The sequence below is a fragment of the Tabrizicola sp. genome (genome assembly GCF_016792905.1).
Lineage (GTDB): Bacteria > Pseudomonadota > Alphaproteobacteria > Rhodobacterales > Rhodobacteraceae > Tabrizicola.
The window spans coordinates 1-15,440 of the sequence record NZ_JAEULP010000056.1; the positions used below are offsets into that span (position 1 = coordinate 1).

The 15,440-nt window shown below is 67.1% G+C and carries 15 protein-coding genes; 5 read left to right on the top strand and 10 right to left on the bottom strand.

The annotated features are described in order from the left end of the window. Nucleotides 1-194: 194 nt before the first annotated feature. From moeB to JNL31_RS11565, 5 genes are all read right to left on the bottom strand, one after another. Entirely contained in the window at nt 195-1,250 is a 1,056-nt protein-coding gene (moeB, locus tag JNL31_RS11545) for a molybdopterin-synthase adenylyltransferase MoeB (RefSeq protein WP_294973378.1), read from the bottom strand. Beyond that, complete coding sequence (gene dut / locus JNL31_RS11550) at nt 1,247-1,726, bottom strand: dUTP diphosphatase (RefSeq protein WP_294973523.1); 480 nt, start codon at nt 1,724-1,726, stop codon at nt 1,247-1,249. Before dut ends, moeB begins: the two co-directional genes overlap by 4 nt. A gap of 49 nt (nt 1,727-1,775) precedes the next feature. Beyond that, nucleotides 1,776-2,972, bottom strand: a complete 1,197-nt coding sequence (gene coaBC, locus JNL31_RS11555) for a bifunctional phosphopantothenoylcysteine decarboxylase/phosphopantothenate--cysteine ligase CoaBC (protein ID WP_294973380.1) — start codon at nt 2,970-2,972, stop codon at nt 1,776-1,778. A 55-nt stretch (nt 2,973-3,027) separates the two neighbouring features. Further along, nucleotides 3,028-3,738 carry a gamma-glutamylcyclotransferase gene (locus JNL31_RS11560; RefSeq protein WP_294973382.1) on the bottom strand — a complete coding sequence of 237 codons (711 nt, stop codon included), beginning with the start codon at nt 3,736-3,738 and terminating at the stop codon, nt 3,028-3,030. An 81-nt stretch (nt 3,739-3,819) separates the two neighbouring features. Next, nucleotides 3,820-4,698, bottom strand: coding sequence for an RNA polymerase factor sigma-32 (locus JNL31_RS11565; RefSeq protein ID WP_294973383.1), 879 nt, complete (start codon nt 4,696-4,698; stop codon nt 3,820-3,822). 60 nt (nt 4,699-4,758) lie between these two features. Between JNL31_RS11565 and cobU the strand changes: the two genes are divergently transcribed. The 4 genes from cobU (at nt 4,759) to JNL31_RS11585 (ending at nt 8,552) form a co-directional block, all read left to right on the top strand. After that, a complete protein-coding gene (gene cobU / locus JNL31_RS11570; RefSeq protein WP_294973384.1) occupies nt 4,759-5,304 on the top strand; it encodes a bifunctional adenosylcobinamide kinase/adenosylcobinamide-phosphate guanylyltransferase in 546 nt (181 codons plus the stop codon). Continuing rightward, a complete protein-coding gene (locus JNL31_RS11575; protein WP_294973386.1) occupies nt 5,301-5,879 on the top strand; it encodes a histidine phosphatase family protein in 579 nt (192 codons plus the stop codon). The genes cobU and JNL31_RS11575 overlap by 4 nt, the downstream gene beginning before the upstream one ends. A 73-nt stretch (nt 5,880-5,952) precedes the next feature. Then, nucleotides 5,953-6,825 carry a glutathione S-transferase gene (locus JNL31_RS11580; protein WP_294973388.1) on the top strand — a complete coding sequence of 291 codons (873 nt, stop codon included), beginning with the start codon at nt 5,953-5,955 and terminating at the stop codon, nt 6,823-6,825. Between the two features lie 209 nt (nt 6,826-7,034). After that, a complete protein-coding gene (locus tag JNL31_RS11585) occupies nt 7,035-8,552 on the top strand; it encodes a YifB family Mg chelatase-like AAA ATPase (RefSeq protein ID WP_294973389.1) in 1,518 nt (505 codons plus the stop codon). Here JNL31_RS11585 and JNL31_RS11590 read toward each other — a convergent pair. The 5 genes from JNL31_RS11590 to JNL31_RS11610 all read right to left on the bottom strand — a co-directional run bounded on the left by JNL31_RS11590 (nt 8,549) and on the right by JNL31_RS11610 (nt 13,690). Beyond that, nucleotides 8,549-9,355 (bottom strand): DeoR/GlpR family DNA-binding transcription regulator, encoded by an 807-nt coding sequence (locus JNL31_RS11590; RefSeq protein ID WP_294973391.1) that lies wholly within the window; start codon nt 9,353-9,355, stop codon nt 8,549-8,551. The two genes, JNL31_RS11585 and JNL31_RS11590, sit on opposite strands and share 4 nt — an antisense overlap. A 90-nt stretch (nt 9,356-9,445) precedes the next feature. Then, the gene (locus JNL31_RS11595; protein WP_294973392.1) at nt 9,446-10,501 is read right to left on the bottom strand and encodes an ABC transporter permease; all 1,056 of its coding nucleotides are present in this window, start codon (nt 10,499-10,501) and stop codon (nt 9,446-9,448) included. Next, a complete protein-coding gene (locus tag JNL31_RS11600) occupies nt 10,498-12,036 on the bottom strand; it encodes a sugar ABC transporter ATP-binding protein (protein WP_294973394.1) in 1,539 nt (512 codons plus the stop codon). The genes JNL31_RS11595 and JNL31_RS11600 overlap by 4 nt, the downstream gene beginning before the upstream one ends. Beyond that, the gene (locus JNL31_RS11605; RefSeq protein WP_294973396.1) at nt 12,033-12,677 is read right to left on the bottom strand and encodes a DUF2291 family protein; all 645 of its coding nucleotides are present in this window, start codon (nt 12,675-12,677) and stop codon (nt 12,033-12,035) included. The genes JNL31_RS11600 and JNL31_RS11605 overlap by 4 nt, the downstream gene beginning before the upstream one ends. Nucleotides 12,678-12,742: 65 nt before the next feature. Further along, nucleotides 12,743-13,690: a D-ribose ABC transporter substrate-binding protein gene (locus JNL31_RS11610; protein WP_294973398.1), complete on the bottom strand. Its 948-nt coding sequence runs from the start codon at nt 13,688-13,690 to the stop codon at nt 12,743-12,745. Between the two features lie 279 nt (nt 13,691-13,969). Between JNL31_RS11610 and JNL31_RS11615 the strand changes: the two genes are divergently transcribed. Further along, nucleotides 13,970-15,436, top strand: a complete 1,467-nt coding sequence (locus JNL31_RS11615) for a fucose isomerase (protein ID WP_294973400.1) — start codon at nt 13,970-13,972, stop codon at nt 15,434-15,436. Nucleotides 15,437-15,440 lie beyond the last annotated feature (4 nt).

Sequence of the window (15,440 nt, forward strand, 5' to 3'; positions counted from 1 at the left end):
CCACATCGCCAAACTCATGAACGACCGCCCCCGCAAAACCCTCGGATGGAAAACCCCCACCCAAGCCCTCGCCGAAGAAATCGCTCTCGCCGCCAAAAGTGTTGCAGTTGGAACTTGAGTTAACCCTTTCTGAACGTCCGCAAGCAACATATTGAAATCGTTGACTCGAATTTTCTGTCCACCGTGGACACCCCTCAGTGCCGCCCCCCGCAAACCTCGCAGTCCACCCGTTTCTTCACCCCGATCACCCGGGTTTCCATGTAGAGCCCGTCGTGGATCAGGAGCCGCCCCGCGAGCGTCTCCCCCGCCCCGGTGATCCACTTCACCGCCTCCATCGCCATGATCCCGCCGATCACCCCCGGCAGCGGTGCCGCCACCCCCGCCTCGGCGCAGGTCGGCACCAGACCGGGGGCGGGTCTCACCGGAAAGACGCAGGCATAGCAGGGGCCACCCTTCGCCGGATCGAACAGCGACACCTGCCCCTCCCACTGCGTGATCGCCCCGCTGATCAAGGGCACCCCCGCCGCCACGCAGGCTCGGTTCACCAGATAGCGGGTGTCGAAATTGTCCGTCCCGTCCAGAACCAGATCGAACTCGCCGACCAGGTCCAGGGCGATCTCCCCGGTCAGCTTGCGATGATAGGGCCGCACCTCGATGAACGGATTCAGCGCCTTCATCGCGACCTCGGCCGAGAAGACCTTCGGCATCCCGATCCGCCCGTCGGTGTGGATCACCTGCCGCTGCAGGTTCGAGCCCTCCACCACGTCGTCGTCGATCACCCCGATCACCCCCACCCCGGCCGCCGCGAGGTACAGAAGGACCGGAGACCCCAGCCCGCCAGCCCCCACGACCAGCACCTTCGCACCCTTCAGCCGCTTCTGCCCCGGCCCCCCGATCTCGCGCAGGATGATGTGGCGGGCATAGCGGTCCAGTTCGGCCGCGCGGAACGCGCCGGGTTGGGCGACCTCGGCGGGCACCGCCAAACGTCTCCGCTTCAGCCTCCGGACCCCCTCGCCATACAGGATGGCCAGCACCCCGATCAGCCCGACAGCAATCCAGAACCGCACCCAGCCTTCCGCTGCCTCCCCGTCCCGCCGCAGCCATGAGGAAGCGAGACACCCCGCCCATACCGCCGCCAGCCACGCATAGGTCTTCACCCTCGGCCAGTCGCGGGTCCAGCCGATGACGGCGACCACCGCGAGACCGATGAGCCCGAATTGACTGAGCAGGACAAAGAGCCCGGTCGTCACGACCGCCCCGTCCCGAACCCGGTCGAGCCGAACCCGCCCGTCCCGCGCTCCGTGTCGTCCAGCGCCTCGACAACCACGAACCCTGCCTGCACAACCGGGGCGACCACCGCCTGCGCCACCCGGTCGCCATGGCGGATCGTGTAGGGCTCGGGCCCGAGGTTGATCAGCGACACGCCCAGTGGCCCGCGGTAATCGCTGTCGATGGTCCCCGGCGTGTTCGGCAGGGTGATCCCATGCTTGGACGCGAGCCCCGACCGGGGCCGCACCTGCATCTCGTAGCCCGCCGGGATTGCCACCCGGATGCCAGTGGGGCAGATCGCCCGGCTCATCGGCGCCAGCACCAGTCCGGCCTCCCGCGCCTCGGGCGGGAAGTTCGCGCAGAGGTCCGCCCCTGCGGCCCCTGCCGTCTGGTAGGCGGGCAAGGGCAGGCTCCGGTCGGCCCAGTCTTCCCAAAGCACCTGCACCACCGGCCCCATTCGCTGCCCTTTCATACTGGTCCAAATATCCCCGCCGGAGGCACTTCTCTCAGCGCAACGCCTCGGCGATCCGCGCCGCGAGCTTCCGCGCGACCTCGTCCTTGCCCATCCGGGGCCAGACCTCCGCTCCGGTCTCCGAGATCAGCGTCACGGCATTCTCCGCCCCGCCCATGATCCCCGTCGCGGGCGAGACGTCATTCGCCACGATCCAGTCGCAGCCCTTGCGCGCCCGCTTGGCCGTGGCATGGGCGACCACGTCCGTTGTCTCGGCCGCGAACCCCACCACCAGCCGGGGCCGCTTCTGCCCCTTCGACACGGTCGCCAGGATGTCCGGGTTCTCGGCGAACTCCAGCGCCGGGGCGCGGCCCGACCCGTCCTTCTTCAGCTTCTGGCCGGAGGCATTGGCGACCCGCCAGTCCGCCACCGCCGCCGCCATCACCGCCGCATCGGCGGGCAGCGCCGCCTCCACCGCCGAAGCCATCTCGCGCGCGGTTTCCACCGCCACCACCGCCACCCCGGCGGGCGGCGGCACGGTCGCCGGGCCGGTCACGAAAGTCACCCTTGCCCCCAGATCGCGCAGTGCGGCTGCCAGCGCAGACCCTTGCGCGCCCGAGGAGCGGTTGGCGATATAGCGCACCGGGTCAATGGGTTCATGCGTGGGGCCGGACGTCACAAGGACATGCCGCCCCGCCAAAGGCCCACCCCCCAGCGCCACGCCGATCGCCTCGACGATCTCCATCGGTTCGGCCATCCGCCCCTCGCCTGACTCGCCGCTTTCTGCCATCTCGCCGCTGTTGGGACCAATGAACCGCACCCCGTCGGCCAGAAGCTGCGCATGGTTGCGCCGGGTTGCCGGGTGCCCCCACATCCGGGGGTTCATCGCCGGGGCCATCAGCACCGGCTTGTCGGTGGCAAGCAGCACCGCGCTGGCCAGATCGCCGGCCAGCCCTTGCGCCAGCTTCGCCATCAGGTCCGCAGTGGCCGGGGCGACGACAATCAGGTCGGCCTCACGCGAAAGGCGGATATGGCCGACGTCCTGCTCGTCCTGCCGGTCGAAAAGATCGGTGAAGACATGATCCGCCGTCAGGGCGCCGACCGACAGGGGCGTGACAAACTGCTGCGCCGCGCCGGTCATCACCGCTCGGACCGAGGCCCCGCGCTCACGCAGGCGCCGGATCAGGTCCAGCGTCTTGTATGCCGCGATCCCGCCGCCGATGATCAGAAGAATGCGCTTGTCCGCCAACATCGGCAGGTCCCCCCTCGCGGCCCGCCTCAAGGTGTAGGGGGCCGGGCCGCCAAACTCAAGGCAGAGGTCTGGGGGCGATCCGGTCGATTTCCTTTGCCACCAGCGCCTGCAGGCGCCAGAGCCCCGCATCCCGGATGCCGCGCGCGTCAAGTTGCGTGACCGTGTTCAGCAGGTATTCCGCCCCGGTTCCCCAGTGGCCGCAGGCGCGGGCCAGAGTGTGGGCGACCTCCTCGTCCGACAGGCGTCCGGCATAGTAGGGCGAGGCGCGGTTCATCACGAAGCCCAGCGCCTTCTGCGGGCCGTCTGCGGTCTCGACCGTCAGCCAGCGGGGCATGGAGTTGATCGGCTTCACGGTGAATTCGCGCCGGAACAGCCTGTCAAGCTGCGTGGCCGGATCTTCGGGCGGCAGTTCGTGGATCACGCCCCGGCACTGGCCGCCGCGGTCCAGCGCCATCATCAGCCCCGGCTGGTCGAGCGTGCCGCGAAAGCGGTGCATCCGCAGGCAGAAGGCCCGGTGCCAACCCTTCGCCACGGCGGGCTGTTCGGCCAGGTGATCGAACTCCGGTTTCCAGATCAGCGACCCGTAGGCGAAAAGCCGGAGTGGCCGGTCCGGGGCAGGATGATCGCGCAGGATGCGGCCAACCCATTCGGAATAGTCGGCATCGGTCTGTTGCTGCACACCGGCCGCCGGCCCGGAATCCGCGATGTCGCGATGCACACGGGCGATATGGCCGGGTGTCAGGCGTGGCGGCTCTGTGACCTTCATCGTCACCCCATGGTTGCGGCGAGAATTTCACCGGGCAACCGCTTCCGTCAAGGCGTGGCGCCGCGACGCTGCCGGGCCTGCCTAGGCCAGGAAGTGCCAGACTTCCGGAGACTGGCTTTCCAGGCTGCGCCGCATCTTGGCGAAGGCGGTGGCCTCAAGCTGGCGGACCCGCTCCTTCGACAGGCCCAGTTCCACGCCGAGACTCTCCAGCGTCCGGCCCTCGTCCCGCAGCTTGCGCTCGGCCACGATGTAGCGCTCGCGCGCGCTCAGGTCCTGCAGGGCGCGCCAGAGCCAGCCGCGCAGCAATTCGCCATCATGCGCGCCTTCCACCGCCTCGGCGGCCTGTACGCCGTTATCCTCCAGCGCCTCGATCCACTCGCGACCGTCCTCATCGGACTTCTGCATCGCGTTCAGCGAAAAGTCCGAGCCGGACAACCGCCCTTCCATCATCTCGACATCCGCCAACGGCACACCCAGGGCCTCGGCGACGCGCCGACGCAGCGTGACCTGGTCCAGCCCTTCGGCCCGATCGGCGGCCTCGCGCTCCAATTTCGCCTGCACCCGCCGAAGGTTGAAGAACAGCGCCTTCTGGCTTGAGGTCGAGCCGGTGCGCACCATCGACCAGTTGCGCATGACATAGTCCTGGATCGAGGCCTTGATCCACCACACCGCATAGGTGGAAAAGCGCACGCCGCGATCCGGGTCGAACTTGTCGGCGGCCTTCATCAGGCCAAGGCTCCCCTCCTGGATCAGGTCGTTCATCGGCGCGCCGTAGCGGCGGAATCGCGCGGCCATGCTGATCGCCAGCCGCATGTAGGCGGTGATCAGCCGGTGCAGCGCCACCTCGTCCCGCCGGTCGCGCCAGGCGCGGGCCAGGTGCTGTTCGGTCTCGGCATCCAGAAGCTCGGCCTTCATCGCTTGGCGCGACACGTTCTGGTCGGTATATCCGTCAAGTGCCATCCTCACCTCCGGATCTTGTCGCGGCGCTGGGTCCGTCATTCTTCAATACGAGGCATCCGCGTGACCGGATCATTCCCACCTTTCACTTTGCCGCGACTGAGCCTGGTCATCGGCGGCGCGCGGTCGGGCAAATCCGCCTTCGCCGAGAGGCTGGTCGTAGGGTCGGGCCGCCCGCGCCGCTACATCGCGACCGCGGAGGCCTGGGATGACGAGATGCGGGCGCGGATCGCCCGGCATCAGGAGGACCGCGACGGCGAATGGATCACGGTCGAGGCGCCGCTAGACCTGCCCGACGCACTGGACCGGGCGCAGGCGGAAGAGGCAGTCCTTGTCGATTGTGCGACGCTCTGGCTCACCAACCATCTCCTGGCCGATCATGACCTTTCCGTCGAAACCCGGCGCCTGCTCGATGCCCTGGCAGGCTGCGCTGCGCCGGTCGTCATCGTCTCCAACGAGACAGGCTGGGGAATCGTTCCCGAAAATGCGCTGGCTCGCCGCTTCCGGGATGAGCAGGGTCGGCTGAACCAGCGCCTCGCTGCGACCTCGACGCTGGTCGTGACCGTGATCGCCGGATTGCCCATGGTGCTGAAGGGCGCCCTGCCATGACCCGGCTCTGGTGGGTGCGGCATGGCCCGACGCATCAGCGCGCCTTCTGCGGCTGGCGCGACGTTCCGGCCGACCTGTCCGACCACGCGGCGCTGGACCGGCTGTCCGCGTTCCTGCCGCCCGGCGCTCTCGTCACCTCCTCCGACCTGATCCGCGCCACCGCCACCGCCGATGCCATCGCCGGGCTCCGTGCCCGCCTCGCGCCCGATCCCGCCCTGCGCGAGTTTCATTTCGGCGACTGGGACGGGTTGACGTTCGACCAGATCTCCGCCCGCGACCCGGACCTGTCGCGCGCCTATTGGGAGACGCCCGGCGACATCGCCCCCCCCAATGGCGAAAGCTGGAATGCCGCCGCCGACCGCGTGAACCGGGCCGTCGATGCGCTTCTGGCCGCGCATCCGGGCCGCGATCTGGTGATCGTTGCACATCTGGCGGTGATCCTCACGCAGTATGCCCGCGCCCGCAGCCTGTCGCCCGTTCAGGCCATCGGCCAGCAGATCGACAATCTGTCGCTGACGCGGATCGACCTGTCCCCCGCGGGCTGGCAGGTCCATTGCGTCAATTGCGTTCCGTGATCAACGCCCGCACAAATCATCGTTTCCCTCACCTGCATCCGCACGGTTCAATGCCCGCGAAAGGACAACGGACATGACCTATGACCTCGTGATCGGCGACCGCGCCTATTCCAGCTGGTCCTTGCGCGGCTGGCTTCTTTTCGATGCCTGCGGCATTCCGGTGAAGACCCGTTCCGCCCGGCTCTACACCGACGAGTTGCCGAACCTGCTCAAGGACTACTTCCCCGCCCGCACCGCCCCCACCATGCGCACGCCCGAAGGCGCGATCGTCCCCGAAACCATCGCCATCGCCGAGGAACTGGCGACCCGCCACCCCGAGGCCGGGCTCTGGCCGTCGGACCCGCAGGCCCGCGCCACCGCCCGCGTCCTTGCCGCCGAAATGCATGCGGGCTTCACCGCGCTCCGCTCCTACTGCCCAATGAACCTCCGCGTCAGCTACACCGACTGCCAGCCCCCGGCCGAGGTTCTGGCCGATCTGCAACGCCTTGAAACCCTCTGGTCCTGGGCGCGCGAGACGACCGGATCGACCATCCCATGGCTCTGCGGCGCCTATTCCGCAGCCGACGCCTTCTTCGCCCCCGTCGCCACCCGCATCGCCACCTACAACCTGCCGGTCGGGCCGGAGGCGATGCTCTATGTCAACGCCCATCTGGCGCATCCGAGCTTCCGCCGCTGGCGCGCCATGGGCCTTGTCGACGGCGCCGACCAGGAGTTCTACCGCCGCGACTATCCCCGCCGCGACTGGCCCGGCCCCGTGCCACTCCCCGCCACGTCAGCGGACTGCGCCGACACCGTGAACCAGGCCTGTCCCTATTCCGGCAAGCCCGTCACCCATGCCTTGGAGCTTTACGGCCGCCGCTTCGGCTTCTGCAACGCCTTCTGCCGCGACAAGACCCTTGCCGATGCCGAGGCCTGGCCAAAGTTCATGGCGCTTTACCACTCGTAAACCAATTCGCCCTACCCGTTAACCAAGGTGAATCGGGTGGGGCGCATGGGACGGTCCGGAACAAGACGCGACATTCTTCGTCGACAAATATCCCCGCCGGAGGCTCTTGACCCGAGCCGGTTGCGCGCCCTTCGCGCGCAGAGGCGAGACAGAAGGCTTGCGCGGAACGCGCTCAATCTCATAGGCCTTCCGACCCAAGAGTCATCGGCATGACCGCCCGCGCCTATACCGTCGCCTTCGAAGGCGTCGAGGCGCGCCTCGTCGAGGTGCAATGCGCCGTCTCGCCCGGCTCGCCCTCCTTCACCCTGGTCGGCCTGCCCGACAAGGCGGTCACGGAAGCCAAGGAACGCGTCCGCGCAGCCCTTCAGGCGCTGTCCATCGCGCTGCCCGCCAAACGGATCACCGTCAACCTCTCGCCCGCCGACCTGCCGAAGGAGGGCTCGCATTTCGACCTGCCCATCGCCGTCGCCCTGCTTGCGGCCCTGGAAATCATCCCGCGCGAGGATGTCGAGGGAACCGTCGCCCTGGGCGAGCTGTCGCTCGACGGCCGCCTCGTCCCGGTCGTGGGTGCGCTCCCCGCCGCCATGGCCGCAGCCGTCGAAGACCGCGCCCTCCTCTGCCCCAAGGCCTGCGGGGCCGAAGCCGCCTGGGTCGGCGCCACCCAGGTCCTCGCCGCCGCTTCGCTCGACGAGGTGCTGCACCACTACACCGGCCGCAACCCGCTGGTCCCGGCAGAAGCTGGTGAAGTATTGCGCGAGACCTCGCCCCGCGACTTCCGCGAGGTGAAGGGCCAGGAACGGGCCAAGCGCGCGCTGGAAATCGCCGCCGCCGGGCGGCACCACCTGTTCATGGTCGGCACCCCCGGCTCGGGCAAATCCATGCTCGCCGCCCGGCTCCCCGGCATCCTGCCGCCGCTTTCGGCGCCCGAGGCGCTGGAAACCTCGATGATCCACTCGCTCGCGGGCCTTCTCAGCGAAGGCGGCATCTCCCGCGACCGCCCGTTCCGCGAGCCGCATCACACTGCATCCATGGCCGCCATCGTCGGCGGGGGCCGGGGCGCCAAGCCGGGCGAGATCAGCCTCGCCCACAACGGCGTCCTCTTCCTCGACGAATTCCCGGAATTTCCCCGCACCGTCCTCGACACATTGCGCCAGCCGATCGAGACCGGCACGGTCATGGTCGCCCGGGCGAACGCCCATATCCGCTACCCCTGCCGGTTCCTGCTCATCGCAGCCGCCAACCCCTGCAAATGCGGCTACCTCTCGGACCCGAACCGCGCCTGCGGTCGCGCGCCGATTTGCGGCGAGGAATATCTCGGCCGCATTTCCGGGCCGCTGATGGACCGCTTCGACCTCCGCGTCGAAGTCCCGCCCGTCGCCTTCGCCGACCTCGACCTGCCTGCCTCGGGTGAAAGTTCCGCCACCATCGCCGCCCGTGTCGCCGCTGCCCGCGACCGGCAGTCTGCGCGCTTCACTGACGCCCCCGACCTGCGGGTCAACGCCGACCTCGAAGGCGCTGCCTTGGAGGAACACGCGGCTCCCGATGCCGAAGGCAAGGACCTCATCTCCCGCGTTGCCGAGCGCATGGGCCTTTCCGCCCGCGGCTACCACCGCGTGTTGCGCGTGGCGCGCACCATCGCCGACCTTGACCAAAGCCAAAGCGTCCGCAAGCCGCATATCGCCGAGGCTATCAGCTTCCGGCTTTCGTCGGCCATCGGCGGGCTTTAGGCGATCAGCATCTCGATCCCGCGCGCCCGGAAGGCATTGGCGTCGGCTTCGGAAATCCCGGCATCGGTGACGAAGGCGTGGATCATCTCCAGCGAGCCCAGACGGGTGAAGCTCGACTTGTTGATCTTGGTCGAATCCGCAACCAGATACACGCGCGAGGCCGCCTTGATCATCGCTTCCTTCAGCTGAAGGTCGGCAAAGGAGGGGTAGGTCAGCCCGGCATCGAGCGCGACTCCGGCCGTGGCCAGGAACAGTTTCCCGGCAAAAATGTTGCGGAAATATTCCACCGACTTGTCGCCCGACAGGCTCAGCGTCGGCGCCTTGAACTGGCCGCCCGGCATGTGGACGGCATTGCCCGGCACGGCCCCCAGGATGATCGCGATGTTCAGCGCGTTGGTGATCACCGTCAGGTTCCTGCGCGACACCAGCCGCAACGCGATTTCCGTCGTGGTGGTGCCGGCATCGAGGATGATCGTCTCGCCATCCTTCACCAGATCGGCGGCCATCGCCCCGATGCGCCGCTTCTGCTCCATGTTCTCCTGATGATGCAGCGTCATGGTGCCCACCTGCGTCGGCACCGTGTTCAGGAACGCCCCGCCATGTTCGCGGGTGATCTGGCCTTCCTGTTCCAGCCGCTCCAGATCCTGCCGGATCGTGGCCTCGGAAACCTGGAACGCCACCGCAAGCTCGCGGACCCGGGCGCTGCCTTCCTCTTGAATCCAGTCCAGAATCCGGCGGCGGCGGGGTTCGGACAGCAGGCCGGTGATCGGCTCGGCGCGGGAGGTGTCGGGTTTCGGTTTCAACTCTGCCTCGCCGCAAGTGAAAGTGTTCGCACCTGTCTGTGATAGATCGGAACCGCCCTTCCCGCAACCCGAACCGCTTTGGTGCGATCCTCAGCGGCTGGCCGCAGCCTCCTGCGCCAGGGCGACCCGCGCCTGCAACCGGCTTTGCGCCTGGTCGATGACCACGGCCAGCACGATCACCACGCCCTTGATCACCGTCTGCCAGAAGCTTGACACGCCCATCATGATCAGCCCGTCGCCCAGGATGCCGATGACGAAGGCGCCGATGATCGTGCCGAAGATGCGCCCCCGCCCGCCCGACATCGAGGTTCCACCCAGCACGGCGGCGGCGATGGCGTTCAGTTCGAAGGTCTCGCCCGTTGCCGGGTGGGCCGCCTGCAACTGGCTGGCGATGATGATCCCGACCAGCCCGGCGCAGAAGCCCGAGAACATGTAGACGAAAAGCTTCACCCGGTCGACCTTGACCCCCGAGAGCGCCGCGCCACGCTCATTGCCGCCGACGGCATAGATGTGCCGCCCGAGCGGTGTCCGGCGCGAGACGTAATGCGCGCCAAGCGCCACGCCGACCAGCAGCCAGATCATCACCGGCAGGCCCAGAACGCTGCCCGATCCGATGAAGGGAAAGCTTGCGGTGCCGAATTCCTCGGTGCCGCCCAGGTTCGGGAAGGTCCGCCCGTCCGACGACAGAAGCGCCGCCCCCCGCGCGATGTAGAGCGTGCCGAGCGTGGCAATGAACGGTGCCACGTTCAATCGGGTGATCAGGAGGCCGTTGATGAAGCCGACCGCAATCCCGACCAGCAGGGTGATCCCCACGATCTCCCAGGTGTTGAACCAGACCGTCCAGCCCAGCCCGGTATCCACCCCATTCAGCACCAGCCACCCCGCGACCATCGCGCAAAGCCCGACGATCGAGCCGACCGACAGGTCGATCCCGCCGGTGATGATGACGAAGGTCATCCCGATGGCCAGGAAGGCATTCAGCGCGACGTGCTTCGACACGATCACCGCGTTTGCCGCCGTCAGGAAGTTCGGCGCCATAACGCTGAAATAGGCCAGCACCAGGATCAGCGCGACGAAAGTCCGCAGGCGCAGGACCAGAAGCAGCCAGCTCTGCGAGGGATGGGTGGTGGCAATGGCGGTCGTCATGCGGCTTGGTCCTTCCGGATATGCGGGGTCGCGGCGGCGATCACGGTCGCGGCGTCGGTCCCCGACGGGTATTCGCCGCTGATCCGGCCGTTCGCCATGACAAGGATGCGGTCCGACAGCGCCATGACCTCGTCAAGGTCGGAGGTCACGAAGAGGATGCCCAGCCCCTGCGCCGCAAGCTCGCGCATGGTGCGGAACACTTCGGCCTTGGCACCGATGTCGATCCCGCGCGAGGGTTCGTCCATGAGCAGGATCTTCGGCGAGGTCATCAGCGCCTTGCCGATCACCACCTTCTGCTGGTTCCCGCCTGACAGGCTGGAAACCGGGTTCTCCGGGCTGGCGATCTTGATGGTCAGCCGCTTGACGAACTCCATCGCCTTGGCCGCCTCGGCCTTCAGGTCCAGGTGCATCGCCCGGGTGAACAGCCCCAGCGAGGACAGGGTCAGGTTCTCGCGGATCGCCATGATCTGCACGAGGCCGTCGCGCTTCCTGTCCTCCGGGATCAGCGCGATGCCCCTTGCGATGCGGCCCGCCACGTCGCGCTCGGTCAGCGGGGTGCCGTCCACGACCATCCGCCCGCCCGACCCGGGATGCTGCGCCATCACGCATTCCAGGAACTCGGTCCGGCCCGCGCCCATCAGGCCGTAAAGCCCGACGATCTCGCCTTTGCGGACCGACAGGCTGACATGATCAACGGCATAGCCGCCGCCCGCGCGCGGCAAAGTCACATCCTCGGCCCGGAATACCTCGTCGCCGAAGGCCGCAGCCTGGGTGCGGGGAAATTCCTTGGTCTTGCCGCCGATCATCGCCCGCACGATCCAGGGAATGTCCACGCCCGCCATCGGCCGCGAGCCGGTGATCTCGCCATCGCGCAGGACGGTGATGTAGTCGCCGACGCGGATCAGCTCCTCCAGCCGGTGACTGATGTAGACGATCCCCACGCCCTGCGACTTCAGTTCCGCGATGACGCGGAACAGCACCTCGACCTCGGCCGCCGACAGGGCGCTCGTCGGTTCGTCCAGGATCAGGATGCGGGCGTCCTGGCTCAGCGCCTTGGCGATCTCGACGATCTGCTGCTGCCCGACGCGCAGGTGGTCCAGAGGCGTTTCGGGCGCGATGTCCTGCTCCAGCCGCGCCATCAGCGCCGCCGTTGCGCGGGCCTGCGCCGTCTGGTCGATGTCCACTCCGCCGCGCACGGGTTCATGCCCGATGAAGATGTTCTCGGCCACCGTCAGGTTCGGGAACAGGTTCAACTCCTGGAAGACGATGCCGATCCCCGCCTTGACCGCGTCGGCCTTGGACCGGAAATGGACCTCGCGGCCCGCCATCTCGATGCGACCTTCGGTCAGGCTTTCGACCCCGGCGATGACCTTCATCAGCGTCGACTTGCCCGCCCCGTTCTCGCCCACCAGCACGTTGACCGCGCCCATGCGCAGGTCGAAATCCACGCCCTTCAGCGCGCGGGTGCCGGGATAGACCTTGACGCCCCCCCGGATCGACAACCCGATCGGATGGCCCCCCGCTTCGGCCGTCATGGCGCGACTGCCAGGGTGACGACGGTCACAAGCCACGGGTCGCCCGCCGCCTTGAGGTCCACCGTCCCCGAAAAGCTGACGGTCTTGCCCGCAAGGTCGCCCTCGGGCACCGCCAGCCCGGCCGAGGCGCGGTCGTTCAGCGCGCGGGCAAGCTTGGCGAACTCGATCTGGTCGCGGAAATCGCCGAACTTGTAGAACGGCGCCACGTCGCGCAGGCTGCTGCCCTTGATCACCGGGCCAAGCTGCAAGGTCAGGTCGGCCTTGCCATCGCCGTCGGTGTCCAGCATCGCCTTCCGCGCGCGACTGGTCAGGTTGGCCTCGACCACCTTCCCCTCGCCCTTCACCGCGAAATTCCAGGCCGCGCCTTCGCCCGACCCCTTGTTGCCATGCGCCGCCCCCGCAGTGTCCAGCCCGGCGGCAATGGCGACGCGCAGATCGGCCAAATGCAGCGCTGTGCCGGCGATCAGCGGCAGAAGCTCGGCGTCATAGGTCTTGTCCAGAAGTGCCTTGATGCGCGCATCGTCCCCGGCCTCACCGGCCTCGGCAGCGGCGGTTTCGCTTCCGGCCACGGTCTTGACGATCTTGCAGCCCGGCAGGGCCAGCGCGGCCAGAAGGCACAGCGCGATGGAGACGGATTTCATGGCGGTCTTCCAAAGGAAACCCCGGCGCGACAGGGAGCGCGCGCCGGGTCGTCGGCCAGTCGGGATCAGGCGCTCAGCGCGAAGGTTTCCAGCTTCGCCGCGTTGTCGGCATTGACCAGCACGCAGTCCATCAGCTGCTTCTCTTCCACGCCGGTGGACCCGGAAGCGATGAACTTGTCGGCCTGCTCCACCGCCATCTGCGCCTGGGCATAGGCCGGTTGCAGCACCGTCGCCTTGATCCCGCCCTTCAGGATGGAATCGCGCACGTCGTTCGACCCGTCGAAGCCCACCACGATCACATCGGTCCGCCCCGCAGCCTCTAGTGCGGCATAGGCGCCCATCGCCATCGTGTCATTGCCCGAGATCACGCCCTTGATGCCCGGATTCGCCTGAAGCATCGATTCCATCACCGAATAGGCCTCGGTCTGCGACCAGTTGGCGGTCTGCGACGCCACCATCTTCAGGTCCGGATACTGGTCGATCACGTCGTGATAGCCCTTCGACCGGATGCCCGCGTTGGTGTCGGATTCCTTGCCGATCAGTTCGGCATAGTCGCCCGCTTCGCCCATCAGCTTGACGAACTCTTCGGCCCCCAATTGCGCGCCCTGGTAGTTGTTCGACACGATCTGGCTGACGGCAACGCCGGTCGCGGTGATCTCGCGGTCGATCAGGAAGGAGGGAATCCCCGCGTCCTTGGCTTTCTGGACGGCGGCCACGCTGGCATCGGCGCCCGCGTTGTCCAGGATGATCGCCTTCACGCCCGCAGCAATGGCGCTGTCGAACAGCTCGTTCTGCTTGTTGGCGTCGTCGTCATGGACCAGCACCATCACTTCATAGCCAAGCTCGGTCGCTTTCGCGGCTGCCCCGTCGGCCTCGGCCTTGAAGAACGGGTTGTCGTGGCTGGGGGTGATGATGGCAATGGTGCCCTTGCCTTGCGCGAAGCTCAGCGTCGGCAGGATGCCCGCGACAGCAGCAGTCAGGCTGCCTACGAAGAGGCGGCGGTTCAGAATCATGATGTCCTCCCTTTCAGACGATGTCGATACGATTCGACTCGTTGCGTAATATGCATCCTTCCCCTGCATGTTATTGTCAAATTCTTTCTATTGGTTTCGAATTTTGCGCTTGCAGCATGGCGTCCCTTACCGGAACATCTGCGAAGTAGCGGCTCTGGCACCACGGATCGCCATTGCCCCTTGCGTCATCACACGACTCGCGATAAAACGCTATCAATCGAAAGTATTCGAAACCAACCCGCGAGTCCTCAGATCGGCGCGCAGGCAGGGGAGGAACCCATGAGCACCATCTTCCGGCGCAAGATCAGCCTGGGCGTCGTCATCGGCAGCCGGGCCTTCTTCAGCCCCGCCCCCTGCAAGGCCGCGCGGGACGACGTGCTGGCGCAACTTGCGAAGCTCAACATCGACGCCGTGATCCTGCCCTTCGAGGCGACCGCCAACGGCGCGGTCCAATCCATAGCCGACGCCGACCTCTATGCCGCGCACTTCCGCGCCAACGCCGACCGGATCGACGGCATGGTGATCTGCCTGCCGAACTTCGGCGACGAGATCGCGGTCGCCGAACTGGTGAACCGCGCAAGGCTGAACGTCCCGATCCTGCTGCAAGCCTCGAACGACGAGGTCGCGAAGGTCAGCGTCAAGGACCGCCGCGACGCCTTCTGCGGCAAGATCAGCGTCACCAACAACTTCTGGCAATACGGCGTCCCCTTCACCGAAACCACCAGCCACACCAGCGACACCTGGGGCGAGGAATTCGGGGCCGACCTCGACCGCTTCGCCCGCATTTGCCGCACGGTGAAGGGATTGCGCAACGCCCGCCTCGGCTCCATCGGCGCCCGCACCGGGGCCTTCCAGACCATGCGCTATTCGGAAAAGCTCCTTCAGGCCGCGGGCGTGACCGTCATCACCGTCGACCTCTCCGAGATGATGGGTGCGGCCTCGGCCATCCAGCCCGACGACCCTGCCCTGCAAGCCACCCTCGCCAAGGTCAAGGGCTACGGCACCATCCCCGCCCATATCCAGCCCGCCCAGATCGAGAAGCAGGCCCGCTGGACCCTCGCCGTCAACCGCTGGATCGAGGAGAACGGCTGCGACGCCTCCGCCATCCAGTGCTGGCGGAGCCTCCAGGACAACTTCGGCTGTGCCACCTGCCTGACGATGAGCATGATGGGTGAGGAGCTGATGCCCTCAGCCTGCGAGGTCGACATCATGGGCGCGCTTTCGATGTACGCCCTGGCCCTCGCCTCCGGTGCCCCGCCCGCGATCCTCGACTGGAACAACAACTACGCCTACGAGGAAGACCTCTGCGTCTGCACCCATTGTGGCAACTACCCCAAGAGTTTCATCGGCGACACGCCCGAAGTGGGCGAGCTTGACGTGCTGGGCGAAACCATCGGCCGGTCGAAATGCTTCGGCGCGGTCAAGGGCAAGGTCAAACCCGGCCCGATGACCTTTTTCCGCCTCTCCACCGACGACCGCCGCGGCACCGTGAAATGCTACCTTGGGCAGGGTGAGTTCACCGACCACCCCTTTGCCATGGACGGAGGCATTGCCACCACCCGCGTCAGGGACCTGCGAAAGCTTCTCCGCTTCGTGACCCAGAACGGGTTCGAGCATCACGTCGCCATGGTCCGCGGCCATCACGCCGATGTGGTGAACGAGGCGATGACCCGCTACCTCGGCTGGCCGATGTATCACCACGGGGCCGAACCCGAGCCGCAACTGATCTTCCCGAACAGGTTCTGAGACC

Bases quoted from the DNA above. Each gene is read 5' to 3' on its own strand.
- coaBC (WP_294973380.1), bottom strand. From the start codon at position 2,972: ATGTTGGCGGACAAGCGCATTCTTCTGATCATCGGCGGCGGGATCGCG.
- dut (WP_294973523.1), bottom strand. From the start codon at position 1,726: ATGGGGCCGGTGGTGCAGGTGCTTTGGGAAGACTGGGCCGACCGGAGC.
- JNL31_RS11585 (WP_294973389.1), top strand. From the start codon at position 7,035: ATGACCGCCCGCGCCTATACCGTCGCCTTCGAAGGCGTCGAGGCGCGC.
- JNL31_RS11565 (WP_294973383.1), bottom strand. From the start codon at position 4,698: ATGGCACTTGACGGATATACCGACCAGAACGTGTCGCGCCAAGCGATG.
- JNL31_RS11575 (WP_294973386.1), top strand. From the start codon at position 5,301: ATGACCCGGCTCTGGTGGGTGCGGCATGGCCCGACGCATCAGCGCGCC.
- JNL31_RS11600 (WP_294973394.1), bottom strand. From the start codon at position 12,036: ATGACGGCCGAAGCGGGGGGCCATCCGATCGGGTTGTCGATCCGGGGG.
- JNL31_RS11605 (WP_294973396.1), bottom strand. From the start codon at position 12,677: ATGAAATCCGTCTCCATCGCGCTGTGCCTTCTGGCCGCGCTGGCCCTG.
- JNL31_RS11595 (WP_294973392.1), bottom strand. From the start codon at position 10,501: ATGACGACCGCCATTGCCACCACCCATCCCTCGCAGAGCTGGCTGCTT.
- JNL31_RS11560 (WP_294973382.1), bottom strand. From the start codon at position 3,738: ATGAAGGTCACAGAGCCGCCACGCCTGACACCCGGCCATATCGCCCGT.
- JNL31_RS11610 (WP_294973398.1), bottom strand. From the start codon at position 13,690: ATGATTCTGAACCGCCGCCTCTTCGTAGGCAGCCTGACTGCTGCTGTC.
- JNL31_RS11615 (WP_294973400.1), top strand. From the start codon at position 13,970: ATGAGCACCATCTTCCGGCGCAAGATCAGCCTGGGCGTCGTCATCGGC.
- JNL31_RS11580 (WP_294973388.1), top strand. From the start codon at position 5,953: ATGACCTATGACCTCGTGATCGGCGACCGCGCCTATTCCAGCTGGTCC.